At 66.2% G+C, this 15,419-nt stretch carries 14 protein-coding genes; 11 read left to right on the top strand and 3 right to left on the bottom strand.

The window, feature by feature from the left end; all coding sequences use genetic code 11:
• Positions 1-48: 48 nt before the first annotated feature.
• The 4 genes from ACQP2D_RS26355 (at position 49) to ACQP2D_RS26340 (ending at position 3,462) form a co-directional block, all read left to right on the top strand.
• Complete coding sequence (locus tag ACQP2D_RS26355) at positions 49-318, top strand: cupin domain-containing protein (RefSeq protein WP_433685772.1); 270 nt, start codon at positions 49-51, stop codon at positions 316-318.
• A 58-nt stretch (positions 319-376) separates the two neighbouring features.
• On the top strand, positions 377-1,009 hold the full coding sequence (locus tag ACQP2D_RS26350; protein WP_433678590.1) for a PadR family transcriptional regulator: 633 nt from the start codon (positions 377-379) through the stop codon (positions 1,007-1,009).
• A 74-nt stretch (positions 1,010-1,083) separates the two neighbouring features.
• Positions 1,084-2,352 carry a bifunctional 3,4-dihydroxy-2-butanone-4-phosphate synthase/GTP cyclohydrolase II gene (locus ACQP2D_RS26345; RefSeq protein WP_433678589.1) on the top strand — a complete coding sequence of 423 codons (1,269 nt, stop codon included), beginning with the start codon at positions 1,084-1,086 and terminating at the stop codon, positions 2,350-2,352.
• Positions 2,353-2,610: 258 nt separating this feature from the next.
• Positions 2,611-3,462, top strand: a complete 852-nt coding sequence (locus tag ACQP2D_RS26340) for an expansin EXLX1 family cellulose-binding protein (protein ID WP_433678588.1) — start codon at positions 2,611-2,613, stop codon at positions 3,460-3,462.
• A 3-nt stretch (positions 3,463-3,465) separates the two neighbouring features.
• Here ACQP2D_RS26340 and ACQP2D_RS26335 read toward each other — a convergent pair whose 3' ends face one another.
• Positions 3,466-5,154, bottom strand: coding sequence for an FAD-binding dehydrogenase (locus tag ACQP2D_RS26335; protein ID WP_433678587.1), 1,689 nt, complete (start codon positions 5,152-5,154; stop codon positions 3,466-3,468).
• Complete coding sequence (locus ACQP2D_RS26330) at positions 5,151-5,792, bottom strand: TetR/AcrR family transcriptional regulator (protein WP_433678586.1); 642 nt, start codon at positions 5,790-5,792, stop codon at positions 5,151-5,153. Before ACQP2D_RS26330 ends, ACQP2D_RS26335 begins: the two co-directional genes overlap by 4 nt.
• Before the next feature lie 183 nt (positions 5,793-5,975).
• Here ACQP2D_RS26330 and ACQP2D_RS26325 point away from each other — a divergent pair, with 183 nt between their 5' ends.
• The 6 genes from ACQP2D_RS26325 (at position 5,976) to ACQP2D_RS26300 (ending at position 13,417) form a co-directional block, all read left to right on the top strand.
• Positions 5,976-6,974 (top strand): zinc-binding alcohol dehydrogenase family protein, encoded by a 999-nt coding sequence (locus tag ACQP2D_RS26325; RefSeq protein ID WP_433685771.1) that lies wholly within the window; start codon positions 5,976-5,978, stop codon positions 6,972-6,974.
• A gap of 183 nt (positions 6,975-7,157) precedes the next feature.
• Positions 7,158-7,817, top strand: coding sequence for a cutinase family protein (locus ACQP2D_RS26320; protein WP_433678585.1), 660 nt, complete (start codon positions 7,158-7,160; stop codon positions 7,815-7,817).
• A 100-nt stretch (positions 7,818-7,917) separates the two neighbouring features.
• The gene (locus tag ACQP2D_RS26315; protein ID WP_433678584.1) at positions 7,918-9,618 is read left to right on the top strand and encodes a bifunctional metallophosphatase/5'-nucleotidase; all 1,701 of its coding nucleotides are present in this window, start codon (positions 7,918-7,920) and stop codon (positions 9,616-9,618) included.
• A 96-nt stretch (positions 9,619-9,714) separates the two neighbouring features.
• The gene (locus ACQP2D_RS26310; RefSeq protein ID WP_433678583.1) at positions 9,715-10,173 is read left to right on the top strand and encodes a DUF1707 and DUF4190 domain-containing protein; all 459 of its coding nucleotides are present in this window, start codon (positions 9,715-9,717) and stop codon (positions 10,171-10,173) included.
• Positions 10,174-10,451: 278 nt separating this feature from the next.
• A complete protein-coding gene (locus tag ACQP2D_RS26305) occupies positions 10,452-12,488 on the top strand; it encodes an SDR family oxidoreductase (protein WP_433678582.1) in 2,037 nt (678 codons plus the stop codon).
• A gap of 224 nt (positions 12,489-12,712) precedes the next feature.
• On the top strand, positions 12,713-13,417 hold the full coding sequence (locus ACQP2D_RS26300) for a GAF and ANTAR domain-containing protein (RefSeq protein ID WP_433678581.1): 705 nt from the start codon (positions 12,713-12,715) through the stop codon (positions 13,415-13,417).
• A gap of 1 nt (position 13,418) precedes the next feature.
• On the opposite strand, the gene ACQP2D_RS26295 is transcribed toward ACQP2D_RS26300, so the two are convergent.
• The gene (locus ACQP2D_RS26295; RefSeq protein WP_433678580.1) at positions 13,419-14,180 is read right to left on the bottom strand and encodes a GAF and ANTAR domain-containing protein; all 762 of its coding nucleotides are present in this window, start codon (positions 14,178-14,180) and stop codon (positions 13,419-13,421) included.
• Positions 14,181-14,517: 337 nt separating this feature from the next.
• Between ACQP2D_RS26295 and ACQP2D_RS26290 the strand changes: the two genes are divergently transcribed.
• Entirely contained in the window at positions 14,518-15,231 is a 714-nt protein-coding gene (locus tag ACQP2D_RS26290) for a GAF and ANTAR domain-containing protein (protein ID WP_433678579.1), read from the top strand.
• The last annotated feature ends 188 nt before the right edge of the window (positions 15,232-15,419 follow it).

Raw genomic sequence — 15,419 nt, 5'->3', positions numbered from 1 at the left:
TCAGCGGGAGGCCGTGGTAGCGGCGGATGTTGAACCCGAGAAAGTCACATCCCTGCCCCTGCCGGTCGATGGGCACCGGGGGTCAGAACTGGACGCCGGCGCGCATTTCCCAAACCAGGATCTCGGCACTCAATCGTTCTCGAGGGTGAGATCGGGTTTCGATCCGACGACGACGAGGTGGTGCTGGAGCCTGGCGGCTACCTCACCAAGCCGCGCGGCCAGATGCATGTCATGTGGAACGCAGGCTCTGTGCCCGGACGAATCGTCGAGATCATCACGCCAGGAGGGTTCGAGACCTACTTCCGGGAGCTCGTGTAGACGCTGGCTGTCTGTGCACGGGAAGACCCGAAATATGCCTAAGCGATATAGTCCTACCGTGACCGAAGCGAAGTCCCCGGTGGACGCCCGGGTCCCCGATCTGCCGACGACCAGTTGGGCCGTGCTCGGCATGCTCTCGCACGCCGAGGAACTCTCCGGCTACGACCTGAAGAAATGGGCCGACTGGAGCCTGCAATTCTTCTATTGGAGCCCATCGTTCAGCCAGATCTACGCCGAGCTCAAACGCCTCGAGAAACACGGCTACGCCACCTCGCGCACCGTGCTCCAGGACGACGGCATACGCGGCAAGCGGATGTACGCGATCACCGAGAGCGGCCGTGCCGCCGCCGCGCACTGGGTGAACCACGCGCCGGTGGAGGCGCCGGTGCTCAAGCACAGCGTCATGCTGCGTGCGTGGCTCGGTCATCTGGCCGAACCGGACCGGCTGCGCGAAATCCTGACCGAGCACATCGGCTACGCGGAGAAGATGCGCAAACTGGCCGAGGTCGACGCCGAGGGCGCCGATGAGAACCCGGACTGGGCCTATCCGGGGGCGGTATTGCGCTGGTGTGTGCGCCATTACGAGGCCGAGCGCGATTTCGCCAGGGAACTGCTCGCCGACGTGGACAAACTCGCCGACCGGCTCCCGCAGAAGAAGGCGGCGAAGGGGAAGGGGCGCCGCGCTTCCTGAGTTCGTCCACTCACCGGGACGCGCGCTTCCTATGACTAGTCGAAATACTTCTACTAGTCATATAGGAGGTGGTCATGCGTACCGAGTTCGCAGATCAGCGTCGCACGATCGGGTCGGCGCTGGATCCCATTGAGACCGCTCTGGCCGCGCTCGCGGCGGGCGGCATGGTCGTCGTGGTGGACGATGAGAATCGGGAGAACGAGGGCGATCTGGTGTTGGCCGCCGCCTTGGCGACGCCGGAATCGATCGCGTTCATGGTCCGGCACACCAGTGGCGTGCTGTGCGCGCCGCTCGTCGGTGCGGATCTGGACCGGCTCCGGCTGCCACCGATGACACCGGTCAACGAGGACCCCAAGGGGACGGCGTACACGGTGTCGGTGGACGCGGCGTCCGGTGTGACGACCGGGATCTCGGCCGCTGACCGCGCGCGCACCGTGCGCTCGCTGGCCGATCCGCGCACCGGACCGGACGATCTGACCAGACCGGGCCACGTGTTCCCGCTGCGCGCGCACCCCAGCGGTGTACTCGGCCGTGCCGGGCATACCGAGGCCGCCGTCGACCTGACCCGGCTGGCCGGACTCCGACCGGCCGGTGTGATCGCCGAAATCGTGAACGACGACGGATCGATGGCGCGCCTTCCGCAGCTGCTCGAGTTCGCCGAAACCCATGCACTGCCGATTATTTCGATCGCCGATCTGATCGAGTACCGCCGCCGCGTCGAGCACACCCTGACCCGGGTGGTCGAGACTCGCCTGCCGACCCGATTCGGCGAATTCCGCGTCGTCGGATATCGCGACGAGGTGTCCGGAACCGAAACGCTCGCACTGGTCTTCGGCGACCCGGGCCGCGAATCGGTATTGACCCGGCTGCATTCGGAATGCCTCACCGGTGATGCTCTCGGCTCGCTGCGCTGCGATTGCGGCGATCAGCTCGACGCCGCCCTGCGGGCGGTGGCCGAAGAGGGCAGTGGCGTGGTGATCTACCTGCGCGGCCAGGAGGGCCGCGGCATCGGGTTGTTGAACAAATTGCGCGCGTATGAATTACAGGACCGCGGGGCCGATACCGTCGAAGCGAATCTGGCACTCGGGTTGCCGGTCGATGCCCGCAGGTATGCGGCGGGTGCGCAGGTGCTCGCCGATCTCGGTATCCGTTCGGTGCGGCTGCTCAGCAACAACCCGGCCAAGCAGATGGGGCTGGAAGATTATGGGGTCACGGTGGTGCGGCGGCTGTCGCTGCAGGCGACGCCGACCGAACACAACATCCGCTACCTGCGCGCCAAGCGCGATCGGATGGATCATCAACTCTCCGGCGTCGACGCGGAACCGGCAAGGGTTACCTCGTAGGTACGGATCTTTTCCGATCTTCGGCGACAGCGCCGAGTCGAATGCTGGCTATTTGCCGTGGGATTGCCGACATGTGAGTGTTTCACTGCGTAGATTTTTCGTTCGAGTCATGCGTCGCGGGTCGGTTTGCTTTCCTGATCGAGTCAGGATCGAGAGTCCGCGAGTTGGGTGAGCCGGAAGTCGGGGACAGCGGTGCACCGAATACCGATCAGACAGCGGCACTTCCGTTCGAGGTGGCTGTGGACGTCCATTGGTGTGATGCTCGGCGTGGTGGTATTGGCGCTGTGGATCGCCAGACCCCAGCCGCAGCCGTCCTGCGCTGCCACGCGGTCGCTTCCCGATATCGCGACCACGTCGCGAATGCTGGTGGCCACCAGCAGTACCGACATCGTGAACCGGCATACCGTGGAGGCGTCGATACCCGTGCGGCGGGGGGAGGCGCGGTACTACGCCTTCGGTCCCGGTGTTGCCTGTTCGTTCACCGGGCTGCCGACCGATGGCTTCTATGTGGGGATCTCCACCGCGGAATACGCCCACGCCGATCTGTGTGGCGCCTATCTCGATGTGCACGGCCCACGCGGTGACGTCCGGGTGCTGATCGCCGATCGCTGCCCGGGATGTGCGCCGGGACAACTGGATTTGAGTACCGCCGCCTTCGAACAGATCGCGGACCGGTCCGACGGCGTCGCGCAGGTCCGCTATGCCGTGGTCCGCGATCCCTTCCCCGCACCCGAACTGAACTATGAGCTGAAGCCGGACTCGTCAGCCCATTGGCTGGCCATGTTGATCACCGGATCGGGAAATCCCATCCAGCGGGTGGCATTACGGTCGGTACCGGACAACGGCCCGTGGCTCGAGCTCAACCGCGGCATGGACAACTACTGGACGATCAGCAATGCCGGACCCGGACCGTTTTCGGCGCAGATCGCCGATGTCCGGGGACATCAGGTGGAGATATCCCGGATCTTCCTGGAACAGGGGCCGCGCGACACCGGCCTGAGCCTCTACACCGAGCCGATCCCGGAACCGCCGCCCGCACCGATGACGGCGGTTCCCGCCACCGTGCCGCAGGCGCCATCGAGCGTCGCCGCGACCGGCTGTAAGGGCTAACGGTCAGCCGAGTTTCGCGATGGCTCGACCGGCGGCACGGCCGGAGAAGATGCAACCACCGAGGAAGGTGCCCTCCAGCGCGTTGTATCCGTGCACACCGCCGCCGCCGAATCCGGCCACCTCGCCCGCGGCGTACAGCCCGGGCAGTGGTGTCCCGTCCGGACGCATGACCTGGGAGTCCAAATTGGTCTGCAGTCCGCCGAGGGTTTTGCGGGTCAGGATATTGAGCCGCACCGCGATCAGCGGACCGTGCGCCGGATCCAGGATGCGGTGCGGTTTGGCCACCCGGCCCGCCTTATCGCCGAAGTACTGGCGCGCGTTGTTGATCGCCATCAACTGGGCGTCTTTGGAGTACTTATTGGCGACCTCACGGTCGCGGGCGATGATCTGCCGCTCCAGATCGTCGTGGTCCAACTGCGGACCACGCGCGATCTTGTTCATGCCATCGACCAAGTCGCGCAGCGTATCCGCGACGACGAAGTCGACCCCGTGCTGTTTGAAAGCCTCGACGGGTCCGGGAGCGCCCTTGGCCAACCGGCTCTTGAGCGTCAGCTTGAGATCCTTGCCGGTGATATCCGGATTCTGCTCGGAGCCCGAGAGCGCGAACTCCTTCTCGATGATCGACTGGGTGAGCACGAACCAGGAGTAGTCGTAGCCGGTGGCCAGAATCTCCTTCATCGTCGAGTTGGTGTCGAACCCGGGGAAACACGGTGCGGGCAACCGCTGTCCATTGGCGTCGAACCACAGCGAGGACGGGCCCGGGATGATCCGGATGGCGTGATCCGGCCAGATCGGATTCCAATTGATAATGCCCTCGGTGTAGTGCCACATGCGATCCCGGTTGACGATCGCGCCGCCGGCGGCCTCGGAGATGCCGAGCATTCGTCCGTCCACATGCGCGGGAACACCGGAGATCATGGTCTCCGGCGCGGGGCCGAGCCGTTCGGTGGGCCAGTTGCGGCGGATGAGTTCGTGATCGTGGCCGATGCCGCCGGAGGTCACGATGACCGCCTTGGCACGGAATTCGAAGTCGCCGACCACATTTCGGGAGGAGGCCCGGCCGCGTTCCAGATCGGTCGGCTCCAGCACACTGCCGCGCACACCGACCACCGCGCCGTCCTCGACGATCAGCTCGTCGACCCGATGCCGGAAGCTGAAGCCGACCAGGCCACGCCGCTCGCCCTCGAGCACCGGCTCCTGGAAGACCCGCACCACCTCGGGGCCGGTGCCCCAGGTGAGGTGGAAGCGCGGTACGGAATTGCCGTGCCCGTCGGCGAACGCACCGCCGCGCTCGGCCCAGCCGACCAAGGGGGTTACCCGCAAACCCAATTCGTGCAGATAGTCCCGCTTCTCGGTGGCCGCGAAGCGGACATAGGCCTGCGCCCACTGGCGGGCCCAGAGGTCTTGGTCGTCGCGATCGAAACCCGCCGAACCGAGCCAATCCTGCATGGCCAGTTCGTAGGAATCCTTGATGCCCAGGCGGCGCTGCTCCGGGCTGTCCACGAAGAACAGCCCACCGAGCGACCAGAACGCCTGGCCGCCGAGGTTATTGCGATTCTCCTGATCCAGCACATGCACCTTGCGGCCCGCCTTGACCAGTTCGTGGGTCGCCACGAGACCGGCCAGGCCAGCGCCGACAACGATGACATCCGCCTCTTGCGCGAATTCGGGACTGGGATCGGACATGGTCATCCTTCGGTTTCGGTGCTGTAGGCCAGCACGATGTGGCGGAACAGATCGGTGCGCCGCGTGCGCACCTTGCGGCTACGGGGTTCCATCAGCACCTGAACGGCGGTGCCGTCGTGCACCGCGACCAGGGCCTGACCGAGTCCGACGGGATCGGGAACGGTCCGACCGATGCGCGAGAGTGCGGTGACGATGGTCGGCATGAGTGCCGCGACGATCGCCTCCTCGCGATCGGCCATGACCTGCCGCAGTCCGGGCGTGCGCAGTGCGTGCGTGGTGAACTCCGCGGTGATGCGGTACCAGTCCTCGTCGATCGGCACGGCGCGGTCCAGGCGCTCGACCGCGGTACGGACATCGACGACACCATCGACCGAGAAACCGTCCAGCGTCGCTCGGACACCGGCGATCATGTCGGCCGACCGCTGCTCCCACATGGCCAGGAACAACTCGTCGAGGGAGGTGAAGTTGGAGTAGAACGCCCCGCGGGTGAAACCGGCCCGGTCGCATACGCGCTCCACCGAAGCACGGCCGAAACCCTCTTCGGCGAAGACCTCATAGGCCGCGGTGAGCAGGCGTTTGCGGGTCTCGGTGCGGCGGCGGGTCACCCGGCGCGCCGGGGCGTCCGCATCGGTTGTCGATGCCACTGCGCACCTCCTCGGGCGTCCGTACGGTTCGATACAGAAATGTATTCGATACAGAAATGTATCAGAAGGTCGACTCGCCGTCGGCGAAACGGATGGACCGGTGTGATCGGCAGGGATAATCCGAAAGGACCGTTCCCCTGTCGGTGAGGAGTGATCGGTATGAATGCGAGTGCGGGCACGCGGATGACCGGCTGGCGGGTGCGACGGCCGGGGCCGATCGATGCCGGACCACTGGACGCCGTCCGGGAAGCGGTGCCGGAACCCGCGCTCGGCGAACTTCTGGTCCGGGTGCTGGCGTGCGGGGTCTGCCGGACCGACCTGCATGTGGCCGAGGGTGATCTGCCGGTGCATCGGCCCGGTGTGGTGCCGGGGCACGAGGTCGTCGGGGAGGTGGTTGCGCTCGGGCCTACGGTGTCGGAGTTCGCTGTCGGTGATCGCGTCGGCATCGCCTGGTTGCGCCACACCTGCGGTATCTGCCGATACTGCCTGCGCGGTGCGGAGAATCTCTGCCCGAATTCGGCGTACACCGGTTGGGACGCCGATGGCGGATACGCCGAATACGCCACTGCCCCAGCGGCTTACGCCCATCGACTGCCCACCGGCTACACCGATCTGGAGACCGCGCCGCTGCTGTGCGCCGGCATCATCGGCTACCGGGCACTGCAGCGCGCGGATCTGCCCCAGGGGGGACGACTCGGGATCTACGGCTTCGGCGGCAGTGCGCATATCGCCGCGCAGGTCGCGCTCGCACGCGGCGCCGAGGTGCACGTGATGACCAGGGATGCCTCCGCGCGCGAATTGGCCAGCGATCTCGGTGCCGCCTCGGTCCAGGGTGCGGCGGATCCGCCTCCGGTACAACTGGATTCGGCGATCTTGTTCGCACCGGTCGGCGAGCTGGTGCTGCCCGCACTCGAAGCGCTCGATCGCGGCGGCGTGCTCGCCATCGCGGGCATTCACCTCAGCGATATCCCGTCGCTGAACTATCAGCGGCACCTGTTCCAGGAGCGCGAGATTCGCTCGGTGACCGCCAATACCCGCGCCGACGCGCGTGAATTCCTCACGCTGGCGGGCGAACACCGGATACATGTGACGACAACTGGGTACTCCCTCGGTACAGCAGATCGAGCCCTCGCGGATCTCGCACACGGACGTTTCACCGGCGCAGCGGTTCTCATTCCCTGAGCGCCGAAACTTCCCTGGGCGGAGGGGATTACCTGGACACGATTCAGCGTTGATTAGATCTCGCTTCAGCTGAGTTGCTTGAAGCAACTCTCCATCGTCCTTACCTTGGCGGATATAGCCGGTTGACGCTTGTCACTGACAAGTGTCAACCGGCTTCTCACAACGGCGTGAGAGGTGATCACGATGGAAATCCGGAAGGTAAAAGTCTTCGAGAAGCGGCGGCTGGCGCGGGTATTGGCGGTGCTGTTGCTCGTGGCCGGGGCCGGGGCGGTGACCAGCACGGGCGCACAGGCACGGGCGGCCTGCGCCGATGTCGATGTGGTCGTGGCCAGGGGCACCGGGGAACCCGGGTGGCTCGGCTCCGTCGTCGGCGATCCGCTGTACGACACACTGCTGCAGGCACTTCCGGTCAGTAGCAGCGCCTATCGGGTGGACTATCCGGCGGACCTGCTCGACCCCACCTCGCTCAGCCGGGGCACCCAGGATATGACCGACCATGTCATCCGGCAGTCGCAGATGTGCCCGGATCAGCAGTTCATCCTGGTCGGCTACTCACAGGGTGCGGCCGTCGTGCACGGCGTGGTCGGCACCGGCATCGTGACCGCATTGCCCGGGATCTACGTGCTTCCCGGCGATCTCGAATGGAAGGTGTCCGCGGTTCTGTTGTTCGGCGACCCCCTGCGCCTGATCGGCTGGGGCGTTCCCGGCAACTACGCCTGGAAGACCGCCGACTACTGCACCGCCGGTGATCCGGTCTGCGGCGGCGGCTTGGACCCGAGCCAGCACGGGAACTACGGCTGGGCATTCTGGCCGGCCGCGGACTTCGCGGCGAGCCGGGTGTAGGCCGGGAAATCCGCGCGGCGGGGTCGCAGATCGGCCCCGCCGCCGGTGTGTTCGCATGGGATTCATGCCGATGGCACCCGGGCGTGGGAAAGTCGGAAGCATGACAGCGCACCATCGCATCGGCACGATCATCGCGGGACTCGTGAGCATCGCCCTGGTGGCGGGGTGCGGTACCGCATCGGAGGGTGGCTCGGCCCCCACATCGGTGCCCGGGGTGATCCCCCTGATCTCGACCAACGATCTGCGCGGGGCGCAGTCGAACGAGGTACATCTGTTCGGGCTCAACGATTTACACGGCAATCTCCAGCCGCCCGCCGGTTCCACCGGCAAGATCGCCGGATACGACGCGGGCGGCGCCGCGTACCTGGCCACCCATCTGGCACGGTTGAAGCAGGCCTATCCGGCCAGTGCCGTGGTCGCGGCGGGCGACAATATCGGCGCGAGCCCACTGGTCTCCGGACTGTTCCACGACGAGCCGACCATCACCTTTCTGAACTCCATCGGCTTGGCCGCATCCGCGGTGGGAAATCACGAATTCGACAGCGGCGTTATCGAATTGGCGCGGCTGCGACAGGGTGGTTGCGCGCTCGCGGGATGCTCGCCGGGTGCGCCGTTCACCGGTGCGAAGTTCCCGTATCTGGCCGCCAATGTCGCCGACGCCGACGGCAAGCTGCCGCCGACGCTGCGCCCGTGGACAATGCTCCAGGTCGGCGGACACAAGATCGGTGTCATCGGCACGGTGACCCCGGAGACCGCGAGTATCGTTCTCCCCGAAGGCATTCGGGGCTACACCTTCGGCGATGAGCTCGCGGCCATCAATCGGTACGTCCCCGAGGTGAACGCGGCCGGCGCGGAAACCGTTGTCGCGCTGCTGCACGACGGCGGAGTGCAGAAGCCGGCCCAGAACGCCGCGGTCGACTACAACGGCTGCGCGAATATCTCCGGCGAGGTCACCGCCTTGGCCACCGGCGTGGATCCGGCGGTGCGGGTGCTGCTCACCGGACATTCGCATCAGCCGTATGTCTGCACTATCGACGGCAAGGTGGTCACCCAGGCCGCCTCCTATGGTCGGCTGATCACCGATATCACCCTGCGCTTCGGCGCCGACGGCGTCCAGGCCTCGGCGGTCAACCGGGTGGTGACCCGCGATGTCACCCCGGACGCGGCCACCACCGCCCTGATCGACTTCTATGCCGAGCAGGCCAGGCCCCGCGCGGATCGGCCGGTCGGCATCGCGGCCGCGTCGCTGCCGCACGAACCGGCGGGCTCCGGCGAATCCCCGCTGGGCGATGTGATCGCCGACTCGATGCTCTCGGTCACCGCGGCCGCACCCGCCGCGGCGGTGGCCGCGTTCATGAATCCGGGCGGGGTGCGCACCGACCTGAAGTCCGGTGAGATCACCTACGGCGATATCTATACCGTCCAGCCGTTCGGCAATCAGGTGGTCACCGTCACACTGACCGGCAGTCAGATCCTGCGCCTGCTCGAACAGCAATGGAATATCGCGGGCAAGCCGACCGTCCTGTCACCCGCCGGGCTCACCTACACCTATGTCGAATCCGGTCCGAAGGGCGGCAAGGTGGTGGCCGACAGCGTGCGCGTCGGCGGCCAGCCGCTCAATCCGGTCGCCACCTACCGCGTCACCACCAACAGTTTCCTGGCCTCCGGCGGCGACGGCTTCACCGTCTTCACCGAGGGCGCCGACAAGACCGTCGGCCCCATCGATCTCGACGCCTTCGAGTCCTATCTGCGGGGCCGCCCGCCGCTGGAATCGCCGCCTGCCCGCGCCGAGAAACGCTGAGCCGGTGGCGGTGGTCTCGAGTTGGTAACGGCCATCGCGCACGGGGATACGATCGGAGACAACGACGACGTTCCTCCGATCATCAGGGGGCACCAGATGGATCCCTTCGCTGCCACCCCGAATTTCCGCGCGGCCGACGCCGATCGGGAAGATGTCGTCGACGCGCTGAAGCACAACTTTCAACTGGGTCGTCTCGATGCCGACGAACTGAGCGATCGAATCGGACAGGCCCTGTGCGCCAGGACGTTCGGTGATCTTGCGGTGGCGATGGAGGGGCTGCCGCCGATCCAACGCGCCGTGCCGCAGCCGGTCTATCGGCCCTACCCGCGCGCGGTCAATCGGGCCAATCCGTTGGCCATCGCATCGCTGGTGCTCGGTCTGCTCGGTGTGTGCTGCGGCCTCTCGGCGCCGCTCGCGCTCATTCTCGGCATCGTCGGGCTGACCGAGGAGCGCAAGAACCCGGATCCGCGTCCGGCGACCGCGATCGCCGGTATAACGATCGCCGTGACCTTTGGCATCGTCTGGTTGATCGTGTGGGCAAACGCGCTGTCCTGATTGGGGATTCGCGTCCGGGTATTATCTGAAAACTGTTGTAACACACAATATTCGCGACGCCCGTTGGTGACCAGTCACACATCGCATTCGGCCGCAATTCGCTTGCCGGAGGCTAGCTGTGCCGATTAAAGTTACCGATCAGTAGGCGTGAAGACGTCCCTACTCCGGCCCGACCATTGTTGTCCGGAGGCCGAATCAATGATGTCCGCATTCACTGCTGCATGCCGGGCGCGCATGTGTGACAACTCAATTCGAGTGCGACAGCAGGAGGATGTGCGATGACGACTTTCATCGTGACGGGCGGAACCGGGTTTTTGGGCCGGCGGGTCGTGCAGGGACTCCTGGAGGCCGATTCCGAGGCCATTGTGCATGTGCTGGTTCGCACCGCGTCGGTGGCGAAATTCAGTGAACTCGCCGCCGGCTGGACCGGCGGCGAGCGCGCCTTTCCGATGCTCGGTGATCTGACCGCCGATGGCCTCGGACTGATCGAGGACGCGCCGAAGGCCGATCATGTGATCCACCTCGGCGCGGTCTACGACATGACCGCCGATGAGGAGACGGCGCATGCGGCCAATGTCGCCGGCACCCGCTCGGTGCTCGAACTGGCCCGCGAACTGGGCGCGGTACTGCACCACGTCTCGTCGGTGGCCGTGGCCGGTGACCACAAGGGCAAATTCTTCGAAGAGGACTTCGACCTCGGCCAGCGGCTGACCTCGCCGTATCACCGCACCAAATTCGCGGCGGAGAAGATGGTCCGCGAATCCGAGGGCGTGCGCTGGCGGGTGTATCGGCCGGCGATCGTGGTCGGCGATTCCCGCACCGGCGAGATGGACAAGATCGACGGCCCGTACTACTTCTTCCCGGCCATTTCGCGCCTGGGCGCACTCCCGGCCGAACTGCCGATGCTGCTGCCGGAACTGGGCGCGACGAATATCGTGCCGGTCGACTACGTGGCGGGCGCGATGGTCGAACTGGTGCGCCGCACCGGACTCGACGGGCGCACCTTCCACCTGGTCAACCCGGAGCCGCAGCCGTTCGGCGACATCTACGGTGCACTCGCCGCGGCGGCGGGCGCACCGACCGGCATCGGCACGGTACCCGGTAGCGGGCTCGCGATGAGCACGCTCTCGCATATCCCGGGTGTCGCGACGGTTCGTGATTTCCTGTTGGAGCAGATGGGAATTCCCGCCGAAGTCGCACCGCACGCCTCGTTCTCCGCGGAGTTCGTCGCCGACTCCACCCGGGCGCAGTTGCGCGGAACGGGTTTGGCCGTGCCGTCCTTCGACAGCTACGCCGATCGGCTGTGGCGGTACTGGGCCGAAAACCTCGATCCGAATCGGGATCGGCCCGGCGACAGCGGTGACCCGCTGGACGGGCGCGTCGTGCTGATCACCGGTGCCTCCTCCGGCATCGGCCTGGCCACCGCGCATGCCGTGGCGCAGCGCGGTGCGACCGTCATCATGGTGGCGCGCGGCGTCGATGACCTGGTGGCCGCCGCGGAGTCGGTGCGCGCCGGAGGCGGTGTCGCACACGCCTATCCGTGCGATATCACCGATTCCGACGGTGTCGAGGATTTGGTCGCGGCGGTGCTCGCCGATCACGGTCATGTCGATTATCTGGTGAACAATGCGGGCCGCTCGATCCGCCGTTCGGTGGTGAATTCCACCGATCGCATGCACGATTTCGAGCGGACCATGGCGGTGAATTACTTCGGCGCGGTCCGGCTCATTCTCGCGCTGCTGCCATCGATGCGGGCGCGGCGTTTCGGGCATATCGTCAATATCTCCTCGATTGCCGTGCAGACGAAGGTGCCGCGATTTGCCGCATATGTGGCGAGCAAGTCGGCGCTGGACAACTTCAGCGAAATTGCCGCCGTCGAAAATCGCGATGCGGGAATCACTTTCACCTCGGTCCGCATGCCGCTGGTGCGCACCCCGATGATCGCGCCCACCGACATCTACCGCTCACTGCCGGTTCCGGATCCCGATCGCGCCGCCGAAATCGTGGTGCGTGCCATCGAGGATCGCCCGCACCGCATCGACACCCCGGTCGGCACCTTCGCCCAGGCGGTCGAACTGCTGATGCCCTCGGTCAAGCGGACGATCATGCACCAGGGATTCCGGTGGTTCGGCGAATCGCATGCGGCACAGGGCAAGCCGACGGAGGTGGCCGCCGCCGCCGAAGAAGAAGCGGAGCAGGAATCGGAATCGGGCCGCGGCGCCCTGTCCTACCTCGCACCGGTGGTGCTGCCCCTGATGGCGTTGCCGAGTCCGGCCGCCCGGGTGACCCGCGTCATCCCCGGCCTGCATTGGTGATGACGACCTAGGGGCTGACGACCGAGGAGACAGCCGTTCGGCACCAGGGCGTGGGACGTTCGGCCCTGGTGTGGACGAGGGGTGTTTCGTATTCTGGCGGTGCCGACCCACCGTATTCCCGTGGCGTAGTGGCGGTCCGGTGCCGCAACGGTGACGAATCCTGGGACAGGGGGACCGTCGAACTCGTGGCAGGGGTAACGGTCGTGAGAGTTCCTAGGATTAGCGTGGGGCAGTTCGATCAGTTGACCGATGAGTTCTTCTCGGCCCTCGAGTTTCTGACGAAGCTGTCGGCCGACGGCGGCGGGATGGCCGCCCTGTGCGGCGCCTGTGTTCGGGTGCTGCCGGTGCAGCGTGCGGCCATCCTGATCCAGGAGCGCGATGCCGGACTCCAACCGTGGTGTGCCAGTGATGCGGTCGCGGCGCGGGTGGAGGCGGTGCAGTCCACCGCGGGGCAGGGTCCGGCCGTGGACGCGGTCGCCACGGGGGTGCCGGTGCTGGTCGCCGATCTGGGCGCGACCGCCGAACGGTGGCCGGGCTTCGCCGATGAGTTGAACCGGGTGGCGGCGGCCGGATCGATGGTCGCGGTGCCATTGCAGATGGGGGTGGTGCGCTTCGGTGTGCTCGATCTGTATCGGGCGCATCGCGGGCGGCCGGAACCGGCGGTGATCTCGGCGGGGCTGCATATCGCCGATCTCGTCATCGCCCAGCTGATCGCCGGATCGACGCGATCCGCCCCCGCCGCGCAATGGTGGGATCGGCCGCTGACCAGCCGCATCATCCACCAGGCCGCCGGAATCGTGATCGCGCAGTTGGGTATCGGCGCGCCCGATGCCTACGCGCGGCTGCGCGCGTATGCGTTCGCGCACGGGTTGTCGCTGGCCGAGGTCGCGCAGCTGGTGGTGGACAACCGGATTCGCTTCGATACCTGAATCAGTCCGTCGCCTCGGCGTGCAGATCGACGCGGCCCTCGACGATGTCGGCGGCGATATCGGTGAGACGGCGGCCGGTGGCGCGGGCATGCGCGCGCATGAGCTGGAATGCGAGATCCACATCCCGGCTGCCGTGCTCGGCGAGCACGCCCTTGGCCTGCTCGATGGCGATGCGGGTATGCAATGCGGTGGGCAGCTGCGCGTGGATGGTCGCGCCTTGGGCGAGCAGGACATGATGCGCGATGCCGATCGCGGCGATATCGGCGAGGATCTGTCCGATGCGCAGACCCAGATGGCCGAGCGCGGCGGTGGGGGCGGCAAGGATCGTGAGCGCGCCGATGCTGTCGCGGTGCAGCCGCAGCGGCACGGCGTAGGCGCAGCGGTATCCGGCGGCCAGCGCCGCACGGGCGAAATCCGGCCAAAGGTCCTGGGCGTCACGCAGATCGGGCACGGTTGCCGGACTCTTGCTCTGATAGGCGCGCAGGCCAGGGCCCTCGAAGTGCAACAGCTCCAGCAGTTGCGGAGCTTCGGTGGTCGAGGCCAGTACGTGGAGCTCACCGCGCTGGTCGGCCAGCAGTATTCCGGCATCGGCCGCATCCGCGACCTCGATACCGGCCTCCAATAACTGTTGGCACAGTTCGATCACGTCGAAATCGCTGGCGAGTGCGTCGATCGCGCGCACAAGTAGCCGTAACAGCTGTGTCGACTGCGCTAGTGGCTCAGCGGATCGGTCCAGCTGCCGCTCGTCGAATGCGCGCCCCATTGCAGTCTCCCCGAGTCGGTCGCGGTGCATGCTGCTCGCCGCATTGTCGACACATTTACGCGGAGAGAATTCCGCGAAAATAAGCCCTATCGTGTACCTCGATGTGCTCGATAAGGTCGAGCCTGTCGTCCATGGTGGCATCCGGATAGTGGTCATGTCGACCAGCGTGCGCCGCTCTTGTCCACGGAATCCACAGGGTAGCTGGACATTTCATGACACGACCGCCGCGCCGAATTCCTGGTGTGCGAGTTCGCATAGCCATACCATGGAAATGTCAGCAAGTGCAGCGTGGGACTTGACGGGGACGATCGGCTTTCGCGCGCGCGGGGTGATTCGGGTGGCTGACAATGAGATGCTGGTTGCGGCGCGACTCGCCGAACTACTCCCCGCGATCGGTGATACGGCGGAGATGGTGCGACAGCTGATGCACAGTGCCATGGCCGCACTGGATCTGGCGGGCTGCACCGTCATGTTGATGCCGGACGAGACGCTGACCTCCGATGAACAAACCCGCTTCGCGGCCGCCGCGCCGGAAGATTTCGTGGAGATCGAACTCTGCCAGCACAGCAGCGAACGCGGCCCGAGTGTGGACGCGTTCCGAACTGGTGATCCGATCGCGGTCGACGATATCGGTCGGCGCCGGGCGCGCTGGCCAGAGTTCTCCGCCGAGGCGGTCCGGCGCGGGGTGGCGTCGCTGGCCGAGATTCCGATGCGTGTTGGCGGGACCACCGTCGGCACGCTCGGCCTGTACGGTCCGACGCCGCGGGTCTGGACCGATCGCGACCTCTCGGTGGGCGGCCTGCTGGCCAGCATGGCGACCGGGCACATCCTGAACGCGAATGTCCTGCGCCGCCAACAGCGTTTGACCGCTCAGCTACAGCAAGCGCTGGATTCGCGGATCGTCATCGAACAGGCCAAGGGCGTGATCGCCAATGCCAGGCGGACCACCCCGGAGGCCGCCTTCGAGCTGATCCGGACCCATGCCCGCACGAATCGAGTGGCGGTGCAGGCGGTGGCGAAGGGCATCGTCGAACTCGGCCTGCGCATTTGATCCGATCGATGGCGAAAGTGTATTGGCACATGCGCGTGGCGCGGTATCCTGGCTGACGGCGGATTCCCGGCCCGAGCCCCCGGCCGGATCCCATTCTCCGACAGGTCCGTCCATGCCCTCGACGGTCTGCTTCGACGCATCACTCAACCGTCGAATCACTATCGCTTGTCGCATCATCTGTTCCTCTG

The organism is Nocardia sp. CA-119907 (assembly GCF_050955995.1).
In the GTDB taxonomy this organism is placed as follows: Bacteria; Actinomycetota; Actinomycetes; order Mycobacteriales; family Mycobacteriaceae; genus Nocardia.
The sequence above is the reverse complement of the archived record's forward strand: the minus strand, read 5'-3'. Positions and strand labels throughout refer to the sequence as shown.

What these genes read in the sequence shown, in the direction of transcription:
- ACQP2D_RS26345 (WP_433678589.1), top strand. Translation starts at nt 1,084, where the DNA reads ATGCGTACCGAGTTCGCAGATCAGCGTCGCACGATCGGGTCGGCGCTG.
- ACQP2D_RS26340 (WP_433678588.1), top strand. Translation starts at nt 2,611, where the DNA reads ATGCTCGGCGTGGTGGTATTGGCGCTGTGGATCGCCAGACCCCAGCCG.
- ACQP2D_RS26335 (WP_433678587.1), bottom strand. Translation starts at nt 5,154, where the DNA reads ATGACCATGTCCGATCCCAGTCCCGAATTCGCGCAAGAGGCGGATGTC.
- ACQP2D_RS26325 (WP_433685771.1), top strand. Translation starts at nt 5,976, where the DNA reads ATGACCGGCTGGCGGGTGCGACGGCCGGGGCCGATCGATGCCGGACCA.
- ACQP2D_RS26320 (WP_433678585.1), top strand. Translation starts at nt 7,158, where the DNA reads ATGGAAATCCGGAAGGTAAAAGTCTTCGAGAAGCGGCGGCTGGCGCGG.
- ACQP2D_RS26315 (WP_433678584.1), top strand. Translation starts at nt 7,918, where the DNA reads ATGACAGCGCACCATCGCATCGGCACGATCATCGCGGGACTCGTGAGC.
- ACQP2D_RS26310 (WP_433678583.1), top strand. Translation starts at nt 9,715, where the DNA reads ATGGATCCCTTCGCTGCCACCCCGAATTTCCGCGCGGCCGACGCCGAT.
- ACQP2D_RS26305 (WP_433678582.1), top strand. Translation starts at nt 10,452, where the DNA reads ATGACGACTTTCATCGTGACGGGCGGAACCGGGTTTTTGGGCCGGCGG.
- ACQP2D_RS26295 (WP_433678580.1), bottom strand. Translation starts at nt 14,180, where the DNA reads ATGGGGCGCGCATTCGACGAGCGGCAGCTGGACCGATCCGCTGAGCCA.